This is a genomic window from Bradyrhizobium sp. LMTR 3 (assembly GCF_001693485.1).
Taxonomy (GTDB): Bacteria; Pseudomonadota; Alphaproteobacteria; order Rhizobiales; family Xanthobacteraceae; genus Bradyrhizobium.
Map to the genome: position 1 here is coordinate 66413 of NZ_MAXC01000004.1, position 13463 is coordinate 79875.

General features: G+C 64.6%; 12 protein-coding genes. 7 read left to right on the top strand and 5 right to left on the bottom strand.

Annotated features, from left to right (window positions below):
- Nucleotides 1–11: 11 nt before the first annotated feature.
- The gene (locus tag LMTR3_RS04565) at nt 12–302 is read right to left on the bottom strand and encodes a hypothetical protein (protein WP_065743903.1); all 291 of its coding nucleotides are present in this window, start codon (nt 300–302) and stop codon (nt 12–14) included.
- A 209-nt stretch (nt 303–511) separates the two neighbouring features.
- On the opposite strand from LMTR3_RS04565, the gene LMTR3_RS04570 reads away from it, so the two are divergent.
- From LMTR3_RS04570 to LMTR3_RS04600, 7 genes are all read left to right on the top strand, one after another.
- Nucleotides 512–1756, top strand: coding sequence for an NAD(P)/FAD-dependent oxidoreductase (locus LMTR3_RS04570; protein ID WP_065743904.1), 1245 nt, complete (start codon nt 512–514; stop codon nt 1754–1756).
- A 270-nt stretch (nt 1757–2026) separates the two neighbouring features.
- A complete protein-coding gene (locus tag LMTR3_RS04575) occupies nt 2027–2944 on the top strand; it encodes an ABC transporter permease (protein ID WP_057846049.1) in 918 nt (305 codons plus the stop codon).
- Nucleotides 2941–3822: an ABC transporter permease gene (locus LMTR3_RS04580; protein WP_065743905.1), complete on the top strand. Its 882-nt coding sequence runs from the start codon at nt 2941–2943 to the stop codon at nt 3820–3822. The genes LMTR3_RS04575 and LMTR3_RS04580 overlap by 4 nt, the downstream gene beginning before the upstream one ends.
- Entirely contained in the window at nt 3819–4796 is a 978-nt protein-coding gene (locus tag LMTR3_RS04585; RefSeq protein ID WP_065743906.1) for an ABC transporter ATP-binding protein, read from the top strand. Before LMTR3_RS04580 ends, LMTR3_RS04585 begins: the two co-directional genes overlap by 4 nt.
- Nucleotides 4793–5743, top strand: coding sequence for an ABC transporter ATP-binding protein (locus tag LMTR3_RS04590; protein ID WP_065743907.1), 951 nt, complete (start codon nt 4793–4795; stop codon nt 5741–5743). Before LMTR3_RS04585 ends, LMTR3_RS04590 begins: the two co-directional genes overlap by 4 nt.
- Nucleotides 5744–5787: 44 nt before the next feature.
- Nucleotides 5788–7317 carry an ABC transporter substrate-binding protein gene (locus tag LMTR3_RS04595; protein WP_176721821.1) on the top strand — a complete coding sequence of 510 codons (1530 nt, stop codon included), beginning with the start codon at nt 5788–5790 and terminating at the stop codon, nt 7315–7317.
- 302 nt (nt 7318–7619) lie between these two features.
- Entirely contained in the window at nt 7620–8723 is a 1104-nt protein-coding gene (locus tag LMTR3_RS04600; protein WP_245319752.1) for a serine hydrolase, read from the top strand.
- 92 nt (nt 8724–8815) lie between these two features.
- Here the strand turns inward: LMTR3_RS04600 and LMTR3_RS04605 are convergent, their stop codons facing one another.
- The 4 genes from LMTR3_RS04605 to LMTR3_RS04620 form a co-directional block, all read right to left on the bottom strand.
- On the bottom strand, nt 8816–10222 hold the full coding sequence (locus LMTR3_RS04605; RefSeq protein WP_065743909.1) for a DUF7986 domain-containing protein: 1407 nt from the start codon (nt 10220–10222) through the stop codon (nt 8816–8818).
- Between the two features lie 86 nt (nt 10223–10308).
- The gene (locus LMTR3_RS04610; RefSeq protein ID WP_245319754.1) at nt 10309–10761 is read right to left on the bottom strand and encodes a hypothetical protein; all 453 of its coding nucleotides are present in this window, start codon (nt 10759–10761) and stop codon (nt 10309–10311) included.
- A gap of 93 nt (nt 10762–10854) precedes the next feature.
- Nucleotides 10855–12330 (bottom strand): amidase, encoded by a 1476-nt coding sequence (locus LMTR3_RS04615; RefSeq protein ID WP_065743910.1) that lies wholly within the window; start codon nt 12328–12330, stop codon nt 10855–10857.
- A 70-nt stretch (nt 12331–12400) separates the two neighbouring features.
- Nucleotides 12401–13369 carry a VOC family protein gene (locus LMTR3_RS04620; protein ID WP_065743911.1) on the bottom strand — a complete coding sequence of 323 codons (969 nt, stop codon included), beginning with the start codon at nt 13367–13369 and terminating at the stop codon, nt 12401–12403.
- Nucleotides 13370–13463 lie beyond the last annotated feature (94 nt).

The following is a 13463-nucleotide window of genomic DNA, read 5'->3' on the forward strand; positions in this document are numbered from 1 at the left end:
CTCAACTGGAGTTAGGCGAGGCCGTGGAGCAGGCCGCCGGCATCGAGATGGCCGACATCGGCGCTGGCGCCGATCAAGGTCGGTGCGGAAACCGAGGCGTCGACGCCGTTGAGTCCGGCCGAGAGATCGATGCTCGGGTTCGTCTCAACTACTGCGCCGAGATCGAGCACGTTCGACAGGTCCGCCGTGCCGCTGGCGCTGGCAGAAGCACTGCCGCTGGCGCTGGCGCCGCCAAGTACGCCGGTGGCGGTTCCGAGCAGGCCATCGACGGTACCAAGCAGGTTTCCGAGTAGTGCAGCCATATAGTCAACTCCTATGAAGGTTGGCTGGAATGCGACGAACGTCGCGGTGCAAGAAGCCACGGCAGTCAGAAAGGTTGCAGACTCACATGCGGCGTTTTGGTGATGATTTGTTGGGAAGGGAACTTTCCGGTGTTGCCGGTCGGCGGTGGCCCGAGCATGATGTGAAGGCTCCTTTGTAAGATCTCCCTGGGAAGGTGTTTGGAAAGTCGATGTCGGAAGACAATGCGGATGTCGTGGTGCTCGGCGCGGGCATCGTCGGGGTATCGACGGCCTTTGCCGCGCAGCAGCGCGGGATGTCGGTCGTACTCGTCGATCGGCGCGAGCCGGGCAGCGAGACCTCATACGGTAACGCCGGCATCATCAGCAGCGGCTCGATCACGCCGCTCAACAATCCATCGCTGTGGAAGTCGCTGCCGAAATACCTGACCAACCGCCACGCGGCATTGCGTTGGAGTCCGCTTTGGGCGGTGAAGAACGCGGGCTGGGTCGCGCGCTTCTTGGCCAGTTCGGCCGCGTCGCGACTTGAGCCGCGCGCGATCGCGCTGCATGACTTGATTGGTGCCTCGGCGAAATTGCATCGACAATGGATCGTGCAAGCGGGAGCGGGACATCGCATTCGCGAGACCGGCTGGCTCAGGGCGTGGCGCAGCGATGCGGTTCTCGCGGCAAAGCAGGAGCAAGCCATGCTGGCCGAATACGGCATCGCCAGCGAATGGCTCGACCGCCAGGCCATCTCCGCGCTCGAGCCGGATATCGTGCCCGTTTACAAAGTGGGGCTGCTGCACACCCAGACCGCCTCGGTCGACTCGCCGGGCGAGGTGGTCAAGGCCTATGCGCGGATGTTCGCGAACGCCGGCGGCCAGGTGAGGCGGGCGGACATCAAGGCGATCCTACCCGGCGGCGATGGCTGGCGTGTGGTGCTGGCCGATGGCGAGATTTCGGCGCGGCATGTGGTGGCCGCGCTGGGACCCTGGTCGGCGGATATGTTGCGGCCGCTCGGCTATCGCGTGCCGCTGGCCTGTGAGCGCGGCTATCATCGCGAATTCAAGCCGAACCCGGCGCGTGCGTTGCGGCGGCCGATCTATGACATCGACGGCGGCTTCATCATGACGCCGATGGAGCAGGGCATCCGTGTCACCTCGGGCGTCGAACTGAGCGATCGCGATGCGCCGGCCTCGTTTGCCCAGCTTGACCAGATCGTTCCGCTCGCGCGCGGCGTGGTCGAATTCGGCGACGCTGTCGGCGATGCATGGCGCGGCTCACGGCCGACGCTGCCCGATAGCCTGCCGATAATCGGACCAGCGCCTCGGCATGCCGGCCTGTGGCTTGCCTTTGGCAACCAGCACATCGGCTTCACGACCGGTCCCGCAACCGGCGCCGCCATTGCCGCCATGATTGGCGGCGCGCCGCCGCCTTACGATGTCGCCCCGTTCGCGCCGAACCGCTACATTTGAGGCGGTGGACCTCGGTGTCCGTGATCCGCGCGCGGCCCCATCCCAAGCCCAAGATACTCGTTCGGACTTTTTTGACCGCAAAAGTTGCACCGGACCGGGTGCTTGTCGCCGGATTGCAGCTTGCAATGGCACACACATTGCATCACGGCCACAGGCCGTCGTCGCGATGGGAAATCGTTGCAATCGTCTCTTGCGTGGGACGACGGTTTGGTGACACTTGCGCTTGCTTTGCCGATCACGATGCGTGTGCGTCGGCGCTGGAGTTTGTTGATGTTGCGTCTGATTGCCCGGCGTCTTGCTCTCGGTGTGCTCGTCGCGCTGACCGTCATGACGCTTGCATTCCTGCTGACGCGGCTGTCGGGCGACCTTGCGGTTTCGATCGCGGGTCCGCAGGCGACGCAGGCCGACGTCGAAATCATACGCAAGGCCTACGGCCTCGACCGCCCGCTCTATGTCCAGTTCTTCGCCTGGACCGGCCGCGCCATGGTCGGTGATTTCGGCCAGAGCTATTTCTTCAAGGACAGCGTGGCGAACCTGATCCAGAAGCGCCTGCCGATCACGCTGACGCTCGGCCTGGTCGGCCTGAGCCTCGCCTTGCTGATCTCGCTTCCGCTCGGCATCCTGGCGGCGCTCCGCGAAAACACCTGGATCGACCGCGGCGTCACCCTGTTCACGATGGTCGGGCAGGCAGTGCCGAGCTTCTGGCTGGCGCTGATCCTGATGATCGTGCTCGGCCTGCAGCTCGGCATCCTGCCCATATCAGGCACCGGCACCTGGCAGCATTTCGTGATGCCCGGCATCGTGCTTGCCTTCACCGCGATCCCGGCGCTGACGAGGCTGACGCGCTCCGGCATGATCGAGGCGATGGCCTCCGATTACATCCGCACCGCCCGCGCCAAGGGCCTGTCGCGGGCGCGCATCATCTTCAAGCATGCGCTGCGCAACGCCGCCATTCCCGTGGTGTCGATCGCGGCGGTCCAGCTCGGCTTCATGCTGGGCGGCTCGATCGTCATCGAAACGGTGTTCGCGCTGCATGGCGTCGGCTATCTCGGCTGGGAGAGCATCGCCAAGAACGATTTCCCTGTCGTGCAGGCGGTGGTGCTGGTGCTGGCCGTGTTCTATATCGGCCTCACGCTCCTGGCCGACATTCTCAATGCGCTGCTTGATCCGAGGCTGAGGACCGGATGAGCGAGCCGATTGCCATTCAGGCGCCGCAGCCTTCGAGCATAGGTAGCTCGCGCATCGGCGCGGCCGGCTTTGCGATCGGGATTGCCATCGTCGCGATCGTCCTGGCGGCGGCGCTCGTCGGCAATGCGCTGGTGCCGCAGGATCCGTTCACCCAGGACCTCGGCAATCGTCTCAAGCCGCCGTTCTGGATGGAGGGCACCCAGCCGGGCCATTGGCTCGGCACCGACCAACTCGGCCGGGACTATCTCGCGCGGCTGGTCTATGGCGCGCGCATTTCGCTCCTGATCGGCATCATGACGGTGATCACGTCGGGGCTGATAGGTATCACGCTCGGCGTGCTCGGCGGATTCTTCGGCGGCCGCGTCGACGATTTCGTGCTGTTCGCCATCACGACGCGATTGTCGATCCCCGTCGTGCTGGTCGCGCTTGCGGTGGTCGGGCTGATGGGATCGGGTCTCGGGCTCGTCGTCGCCACCCTCGGGCTGTTGTTGTGGGACCGCTTCGCGGTCGTCGCGCGCGCGACCACCATGCAGGTTCGCAACCACGACTACGTCAGCGCGGCCTGGTGCGCCGGTGCCTCGATGCCGCACATCCTGGTCAAGGAGATCTTGCCGAACATCGCGAGCCATCTCGCCGTGGTGGCAACGCTGGAGATGGCGCTGGCCATCCTGCTCGAGGCTGCCCTGTCGTTCCTGGGGTTGGGCGTGCCGCCGCCGCTGCCGTCATGGGGGCTGATGATCGCCGAGGGCAAGGACTACATGTTCTTTTCGCCCTGGGTGATCATGATCCCCGGCGTAGCCCTGGCGGTTCTGGTGCTCGGCATCAATCTGGTCGGCGACGGACTGCGCAATCTGCTCGGCGCGGAGCGGCTGCGATGAGTGCGCTCTTGGATGTGGAGGAGCTTCAGGTAACGTTCGGCCGCACCGCGGCAGTGCGCGGCGCCTCGTTCCGGGTCGAGAGGGGTGAGACTCATTGCCTGGTCGGCGAGTCCGGCTGCGGCAAGTCGGTGACAGCGCTGGCGGTGATGAGCCTGCTCGCCCGCGGCGGCCAACGTTCGGCGAAAAAGATGAGCTTCGCCGGCACCGATCTGCTGTCGCTGTCGGACCGCGAGATGGCGCGCCTGCGCGGCAACCGCATGGCGATGATCTTTCAGGAGCCGATGACCAGCCTCAACCCGGCCTTCACCATCGGTTCGCAGATGGCGGAAGTGATGACGCGCCACAAGGGCGGCTCGCGCGCGGCGGCCCTCGACCGCGCCGCCGAACTGATGGGCCGCGTCGGCATCACCGCACCTGGCATGCGGCTCGGCCAGTTTCCGCACCAGCTCTCCGGCGGTCTGCGCCAGCGCGTGATGATCGCGATGGCGCTGATGTGCGATCCGGAACTGTTGATCGCCGACGAGCCGACCACCGCGCTCGACGTCACCGTGCAGGCACAGATCCTGCGGCTGCTTGCCGGCCTCAAGCGCGAGCTCGGCCTCTCGATCCTGCTGATCACCCATGACCTCGGCATCGTCGCGCGCGTCGCCGATCACGTGTCGGTGATGTATGCCGGCGAGGTGGTCGAGCGTGCGCCGACCGCGGAACTGTTCCGCGCGCCGCAACACCCTTACACCCGCGGTCTTCTGTCCTGTGTGCCGGTGCCCGGCCGGGTGCAGCGCGACCGGCCGCTCGGCTCGATCCCCGGCGTCGTGCCGGCGATCGGGCCCGGCTTTGCCGGCTGCGCCTTTCGCTCGCGCTGCGCCCACGCCGACGAAACCTGCGCGCGCGCGATACCGCGGCGTCGGGCGGGCGATGCGCATGATTATCTTTGCCGGCTCGAGCCGGACTGGGCGGAGCTGCAACCCGCATGACCGCCGCGATCGAGGTCGAGAACCTGCGGTGCGAATTCCGCGTCCACACCGGGCTGATGTCGGCGGAAAAGCGCGTGGTCGCGGTCGACGATGTCACCTTCAGCGTGCCGGCCGGTAGCGTGCTCGGCATCGTCGGCGAGTCCGGATGCGGCAAGTCCACGCTGGCGCGTTTGATCCTCGGGCTGCTCAAGCCGACGGCGGGAACCGTGCTGGTCGACGGCAAGCGCCTGTTCGACCTCGACCGTAAGGCGCGGGCGCGATTGATCCAGCCGGTGTTCCAGGATCCGTTCGCCTCGCTCAATCCGCGCCGGCGCATCAAGGATATCGTGGCGCTGCCGCTTGCAGCCCAGGGCACGTTCTCGCGCGGCGAGATCGAGCGCCGGGTCGGCGGCATTCTCGAGCGCGTCGGCCTGTCGGCCGCGATGGGCGAGCGCATGCCGGCACAACTCTCCGGCGGGCAACGCCAGCGCGCGGCGATTGCCCGCGCATTGGTGCTGGAGCCGCGGATCGTGATCTGCGACGAGCCAACCAGCGCGCTCGACGTCTCGGTGCAGGCGCAGATCCTCAATCTCCTGGCCGATCTGCGCCGCGACCTCGGGCTGACTTACCTTTTCATCAGCCACAATCTCGCTGTCGTCGAGCATGTCGCGAGCGAAGTCGCGGTGATGTATCTCGGCCGGTTCGTCGAGCGCAACGAGACCGACGCGCTGTTTCGCAAGCCCCGCCACCCCTACACCCAAGCGCTCCTGGAAAGCGTGCTGACGCCGGAGCCGGGCAAGGGCGTACCGGACATCGGCCTCGGCGACGCCATGCCGGATCCGTCCAATATTCCGCCGGGCTGCCGGTTCAACCCGCGCTGCCGCATCGCGGTCGAACGCTGCCGCCATGAGGCGCCAATGCCCATGGCCCGTCCGCCCCGGGGAATGGTAGAATGTCACTTGGCATAGGGCGTGCTTTGCGCCGTCTGTAATAGAAAAAAATGGAGAGCGATATGCGTATGCAAAAGAAGCTCGGCGTTGCAATTCTTGCGGCGGTTCTATCGGGTGTCGCTGCGTTGCCGGCGGCGGCGCAGAAATCGGCCGACACGCTGCGGATCGTGATGCGCGACGCGCTGCCCAATATCGACCCGTTCTACAACAATTTGCGCACCGGCGTGGTGATGCATCACCAGGGCTGGGACGCGCTGGTCTACCGCGATCCGGACACCTTCAAGCTGGAGCCGCTACTGGCCACCGAATGGAAGCTGCCCGATCCGACCACGATCGAGTTCACGCTGCGGCCGGGCGTCAAATTCCATGACGGCAGCCCGTTCACGGCCGACGACGTCGTTTACACCATCAACATCGTTGCCGATCCGGCGAGTCGCGTCTCGACCCCGTCGAACTACAACTGGATCGACAAGGCGGAGAAGACCGGCGATCTTTCGGTGCGCGTCAAGCTGAAGCGGCCGAACCCCGCGGCGCTGGAATATTTCGCGCTGGTGCTGCCGATCTATCCCAAGGCCTATCGCGAGAAGGTCGGGGCGGAAGGTTACGCCAAGGCGCCGGTCGGCGCGGGTCCCTACAAGGTGACGAAGGTCGAGCCCGGCGTCTCCATCGACTTCGAGCGCTTCGAGGACTACTGGGCCGGCAGCCCCAAGGGCAAGCCTGCGATCAAGAAGATGAGCGTGCGCTTCGTGCCGGATGCCGGCACCGAGATGACGGAATTGCTCGCCGGCCGCGCCGACTGGATCTGGAACATGAACCCGGACCAGCTCGAGCCCGTGAACCGGATGCCGCATCTGCAGGCGGTGCGCAAGGAATCGATGCGGATCGGCTTTCTCTCGATGGATGCGGGCGGCCGCACCGGCGCCGACAATCCTCTGACCAAGCTCAAGGTGCGGCAGGCGATCTGGCACGCGATCGACCGCAAGGCGATCGCCGACAAGCTCGTCACCGGTGGTAGCCGCGTTCCGTCTGCGCCCTGCTTCCCCTCGCAGTTCGGCTGCGATGCCGAAGCCGCGGTGGCCTACGCCTACGATCCGGCGAAGGCGAAGCAGCTTCTCGCCGAGGCCGGCTATCCCGATGGATTCGACGTCGAGCTTGCCAGCTACGTGCTGCCGCAATGGGGCTCCTCGGTGCAGAACTATCTGCATGCGGTCGGCATCCGCGCCAAGCTCAACCAGCTCCAGACCGCGGCGCTGATCCAGCGCGCCAAGGCCGGCGAGCTGCGGATGTATCTCGGAAGCTGGGGCAGCTATTCGATCAACGACGTCTCGGCCATTCTGCCGAACTATTTCGACGGCGGCGCTGACGACTACTCGCGCGATCCCGACGTGCAGAAATGGCTGATCCAGGGCGGCTCATCCATCAACCCGGAGATACGCAAGGAGGCCTATTCGGCGGCGATCAAGAAGATCACCGAGCAGGCCTACTGGGCGCCGCTGCATACCTATGTGACGACCTACGGCCACTCCAAGCAGCTCGATTTCACGCCATACCCGGACGAACTGCCGCGGTTCTATCTGGCGAAGTGGAAGTAGAGCCGGCGCGCCGGTTTGCCCGGAGAAAGCAGCGATGGAGCGGGATGACGAAGATGAGTCGTCCCACTCCGCATCATCAAGCGGGCAGGGCACTTCATCAAATGACCGTGTTCTTGAGGAGCGATTGCAGGGACAGCGCGTTTCGGCTGGGAGCATAACCCGGGATCACAACTACCGCGCGGACCTGTCATGTTGTTTCCATCAATCGCCGCATCGCCCGGCTGACGGCAGCGGCTGGCGATTTCGCGGTACATGTCCAAATGGCAACGACTTCGATCAGATGGTGGTGTCGCGCTGCAGGCTTGACCTTTCTGCTGGCCTGCCTGCCCGGTTCGGTGCCGGTTGGCATTGCCGACGCTGAGATGGAGTCGCGGGTTCGAGACATCGTGGCAGGCAACGTCGCCCCCGAAGCGACGGCTGATCATCCGGGCGGGGCCGCATCCGCGATTTACATCGCGGGCCGCGTGGAATTCTTCAACTACGGCTTAGCGGATCAAGCCAGGAAAGCGGCAATTACGCCGGACACGCTGTTCAATATCGCGTCCATGCGCAAGGTGTTTGAAGCTACGCTGGTGGCGCTCGGAACGCTTCGTGGCGAATTGAGGTTGGACGATCCCATCGACAAATACGTCACCGAATTGCGGGGGGACTATATTCGTCGGGTCACGCTCGGCGAGCTTGCAAGCCATACGTCCGGCCTCTTGCTGGCAACGGATCATCCGCCCTGGCCCAACGAGACGTACTCGTTGGCCAGGTTTCTCGACATGCTCAACGCCTGGACTCCCCATGCGGGTGAGGAGCCGGGCAAGCAGCGCGTCTATACGCACGCCGGCTATGTGCTGTTGCAGCTCGCGCTCGAGCGTCGGTATGGGCTTCCAATCAAGGAGCTCGTCGAAACCCGCATCCTGAAGCCCCTTGGCATGAATTCGACGCTGCTTCCGGACCGCGGGCCGGATAATCGCGCCATCATGAGCCCGGAGTTCATGCAGCGCGCCGTTCAGGGCTATTCCGATGACGGAACGCCAATCGGGCTGCCGGGTAACCAGCAGGGCTATTACCATTTCGCCGGGACCGGACAGATGTTCTCGTCGGCGCGGGATCTGGCGATCTTCCTTGCTGCTTGTGTCGACGGCAGAGGGACCGATCCGCAGTTACGCGAGGCCTTGCAGATCACGCAGCGCGAGATGTTCCGTGTGAGCGAGATGTTCGGACAGGCGATGGCCTGGGAGAATGTCGACGTCGATGGGGTAAGCATCGTCGACAAGCCGGGCGGTCTCAACAACGCATCGGCCTATGTGGGGCTGGTCCCCGCGCGAAAGGTCGGCGTGCTCCTGCTCGCCAACCGCGCCAATTTTCCGACGGAAGTCGCTCGCTACCGCATACTTCCGGCACTGTCACGAATGTAGATGGTGTCGAGCTTTTTTGACTCAGCCGATGGGGTGTGACGGCCGTGCCAGGCGGGTAGCGGCTTCGATTGGTGCGCGCACGAGTTCTGCCGCTATCTTCTCAACTCGGCGACGCCCAATTCCGCCCAGATCCAGTCGAAGCTGTAACTCGCCATCGCGGGGTTGGATTCGCCGGCCTTGGCGGTCCGGTTTTCCATCATCTTGAGCCAGTCGACGACTTTGGCACGACCGCTTTTGGTCTTGACCGCAGCCCGCGGTGACTTGTTGCCGAGCGCCGGGACGGGCTCATCGAGCGTCTCGCGATAATGCCGGTCCATGGTCTCGTGGATGATGGCGCGGTGCTCCTCCTCCGAAAGATCGAGTTCTTCGGGTTCATCGGCATCGCCTGACGCGAGCGCTTGCTCGACGGTCGTGGCCTCGATCGAGGGTTGTCCGATGCGCTTGCCTAGCACCGCCGACAACAACGCGCGTCCCCGTTCCGAGCGCTCCCGGGAATTCACTGACAGCACCAGCGTTCTGCCGTCCAGCTCCAGATGGCCGAGCGAGAGCGCGCCATCATCGAGGGACGTTTCGACGGTCAGGGATTCCGACGATCGGGCCCGGGCCGATTTCCTGCCGCGCTTCTTCCCGCCAATCCAGTTCCATTGCGTCGCGGTGATCGATCGCAGGTCCGCACACGAATTAAGCACCCTGCGGATCTCATCCTCCGTCGTGCTCTTGTCGAGCGGATAGCAAATAGTGCACAGCAGCAGTTCGTCACCATCGAAATTCCGCAACTCGGGAAGGTCGCGCTGAGCCTGATCGATCGCGTCAACCAGCCACATGCTCGTGAAAGTCGGGCTGGTCGCACGCAGCCTTTCGGTTTCGGAAAGCCTGGCGATCGCGGCGGCGTCGAACTCCTCTCCGATCGATCTGGCAAGCGCCTGCTCATCCTTCTTGCTAAGCTTTCCCAGTCTGCGAAGGCCGTCGACGAGCTCTTCCGATGACTGATGCTCGTACGGCAACACGGCTCCGCTGATCTGCGTCCGGCCTCCCACCTGCAAGACGCGTCCGGCGAAGCGATCCCATTGTTTGAGGAAACGCGTTGCCAAACGCTCGCTGATCAGGATCGGCTCGCCGCCGCGCACGAGGTCGCGCGCACGGAACGATTTATCGAGCACGACGTCGCTCACTTCATAGAGGCTCATCACCGAATTCCGCAATGCGGTGATATAGGCGCGGGTGGATGCCGGTTCCTTCGATCCCCGGTGCTTCAGATAGTCATCGACGATGTTGCTGCCGTCGCCGAACTCCCGCGTCAGCATGTCCTCGAAGGCGCAGGCCCAGACCGTGCGCATGAACATGTCCTCGCCGAGGATCGAGACGATCTCGTCCGGCTCGAGGCCGGTGTCGTCGCAAGCGGGCAGCACATGGAATTCGAGGACCTCCTCAAACCGGTCGCGCCATTCCTCCCGGGTCACCCATTCCATCAGCCCTGCGAGCAAATGCTTGCGCGCCATGTTCCAGCTCCGCCGCCCGTTTCTGTCCGTGCCGTACTCTATCGCTCCGAAGGCAGGCTGCAATCGCCCGCAGGGAAATCAACAGGTCAGATCAATGCTGCTCCGGCTCCGTCGCGGGCCGGCTTGCTTCCCGGATCGTTAGCCCATTGGCGTCGCACCATTCCCTCAGTGCCCGTAGCCTTGTTCTCAAATTCGAACCATCGGTCGAGCGCATTTTTTCGCTGCAGCAGACCCTTGAAACGCGCATAGGCGCCCCGCTTGCTGAAAATCCACCTGATCTCATCATAGTCTTCCGGGAGAAATTCCCTCGCGAACTCGAACACCAGCACCTTGCCGAGATCGAGTTCCTTCTTGTGAGGGATCGAGAGATACTTATCCTCGTCATCGGCATCCTCAGGCCAATCGTCGGCATCGTCGAACAGTTCGGTATGCCAAAGAAATTTGCCGGTCTCCCGGCAGAGGACGGCCTCGTGTGCGCCCACCGGCCCACTGCTGACGAATTCGACCGTAAGCTCCAGTTCATTCCAGTCGATCAGCATCAAGCCCTCCCGCTTGCCCGAGCGACGGCGCTCCCATTTCGCGCTGCTCTAATCAAATCGCGCCCAAATGCTATTGTTTGATCGGTGGCCTGTTCAAGTGCTCGTCACATGCACGCCCGGCTTCTGCCCGGCGTTCCACTTGCCGTCGATCGCCCGCTCGATCTGCGCCGCGAGCTGCAGCAACAGTCCGTCATTGGCCTGCTTCGCGATGGCCTGGATACCGAGCGGCAGGCCGTGCTCGTGGGTGGCGAGCGGTAGCGAGATCGCGGGAATGCCGCAGAGATTGGCGAGCGGTGTAAAGGCAAAATTGCGCCAGAGATTGCCAAACCAATCGAGCACGTCGGGATTGTCGCTGATCGTGAGATATTCCGTGGTGCCGACCTTCGGCGTCGGCAGCGCCGTGATCGGCGTCACGATGACGTCCCAGTCCTCGAAGAACGCGCCGAAGCTGCGCGAGGTCGTGTTGAACACCGCCTGCATGCGGGCACGGTCGGCGTAGGACGTGTGCCGGCCACGCTCCCAGATCCGGATATTGATGGGCTCGATCAGATCTTCCGGCGGCTGTTCGAGGCCGCGCGCCGCCAGCATGTTGGAGATCACGACGGCGAAATTGCTGATGTAGCAAGTGGTCTGCGCGGCGAAGGCTGCGCTGTAGTCGATCTCGGGCAGGGCGTAGTCGACGTGATGGCCGAGGCCCTCGAGAAAGCGTCCGGCCTTCTGCAGCTCGCCTGCGATATGCGGCGTCGCCCGGTATTCGCCCCACTGGTACGACAGCGCGATTTTCAGCCGGGCAGGATCGCGTGCGATCATCCGCGTATACGGCTCCGGCGGGCTCCAGAACGGCATGAATTCGCCCGGCGCCGGACCGCGGCAGGCATCGACGAAAGCAGCGGTATCGCGCACCGTGCGCGACTGGCAGCCTTGGATCGAGACCAGCCCGCTCAAGTCGGAGAGGAGCGGCGACAGCGAGAACACGCCGCGCGAGACTTTCAGTCCGATATTGCCGTTGACGCCGGCCGGAATCCGGATCGAGCCGCCGCCGTCGGTCGCGTGCGCGATCGGCACCGCGCCGGCGGCGACCATCGCAGCACTTCCCGCCGACGATCCGCAGGTGGTGTAGTCGGTATTCCAGGGGTTGCGGGTAACGTAGACGGCGGGATTGTCGGCCGAGCTGCAAACCCCGAATTCTGGCGTGGTGGTGCGCCCGATCAGATTGAGCCCGGCCGCACGCATCTTTCGCGTCAGGAACGTGTCCGCGGTGGCGCGATTGCCGCGCATATAGAGCGAGCCCATTTCCTGCAGCCGGCCCTTCAAGGTCGGACCGAGGTCCTTCATCAGGAACGGAAGTCCGGCAAACGGCCCGCCGAGATTGGTACCGTCGGTGGCGGGATCGGCGACCGCATCCTCGAACACTTCGACGACCCCCGACAGCGCGGGGTTGACCTTCGCGATGCCGGCGGCCGCCTGCGCCGCCAGTTCTGCGGCGGTCAGCTCGCCCTTCGCGACACGCGCGGCCAGCGCCACGCCATCATGATCGGCCCATTCGTTCCAGCTCATCGGCAAAGTCATTGGACTATCCTCTCGGCACAGCTTTGACCCCGGCGCACGGGACGCTGTCGTTCATTCGTTTGTCGCGCCGTCAAACCTTGATGAGACGCACCTTCGTCCCCCAGGGATCGGCCGTCTCGATGCCGTTCGCAATCGCTGCTGCCGGCGCGCCCGCCTGTCGCAGGCGCTGCTGCTGGGCCTGCAGGATTTCCTCCGACGCGACCTCGAGCGAAAACCATGCAAGTCCCGTGGACGCATCATCCCGCCGGCCGGCGCCGGAGCTCTGCCAGACATTGATGCCGAGGTGGTGGTGATAGCGCCCCGAGGACAGGAACGCGGCGCCGGTCCGCTTACGGGTCGGGTCGAAGCCGATGGCGCCGCCATAGAAGCGGTCGGCCTGTTCGAGATCGCCGACGCGCAGATGCATGTGGCCGATGCGAAGGCCGTCGGGCGCCCCGGCATAGTTGGAGATGCGCGGATTCGTCAGCGTCAGCAGACCGTCGATGTCGAGTGGGTCGGTCGCCATCGCGACCGTGCCGCCATCCCATTTCCAGCTTTCGGGCGCGCGGTCGGCGTAGACCTCGATGCCGTTACCTTCGGGATCGTCGAGATAGACGGACTCGCTGACGAGATGGTCGGCAAACCCTGAGAGCGGCACCTTGTTCGTTGCGGCGTGCACCAGCCAACGCGCGAGATCCTTGCGGGTCGGCATCAGGAAGGCAGTGTGATAAAGGCCCGCCGCACTCCGCGCCTCGCTGGCGGCGCCCGCGCGCAGGGTGAGATCGAGCAGCGGCACGCCGCCCGCGCCGAGGCGGGCGCCGGTAGCCGTGCGCTGCATGACGGTGAGCCCGATGGCGTCGCGATAGTAGTTGGTGACAAGATCGAGGTTACGCACGCGCAAGGTCACCATGCCGATCCGCATCGGCGTGCGGTTGGCGAAGATCGGCCCGGCAGCGCCGTCGGCCGCTCCTTCCGCCAACGCTGCCGCCGTGGCGGCCGCGCTCAGCGAGGAGGCGCCGGCCAGGTGAAGGAGGGTGCGGCGGGTCAGGTCGATGCTCATGACAGCTCCGTTTTTGATCGGCTCAGCGAAGCAAATCCCGCGCCGGTTCTATACTCCGCAACGTCGCAACAGGGCCAGCCGGACCATCGTTGCA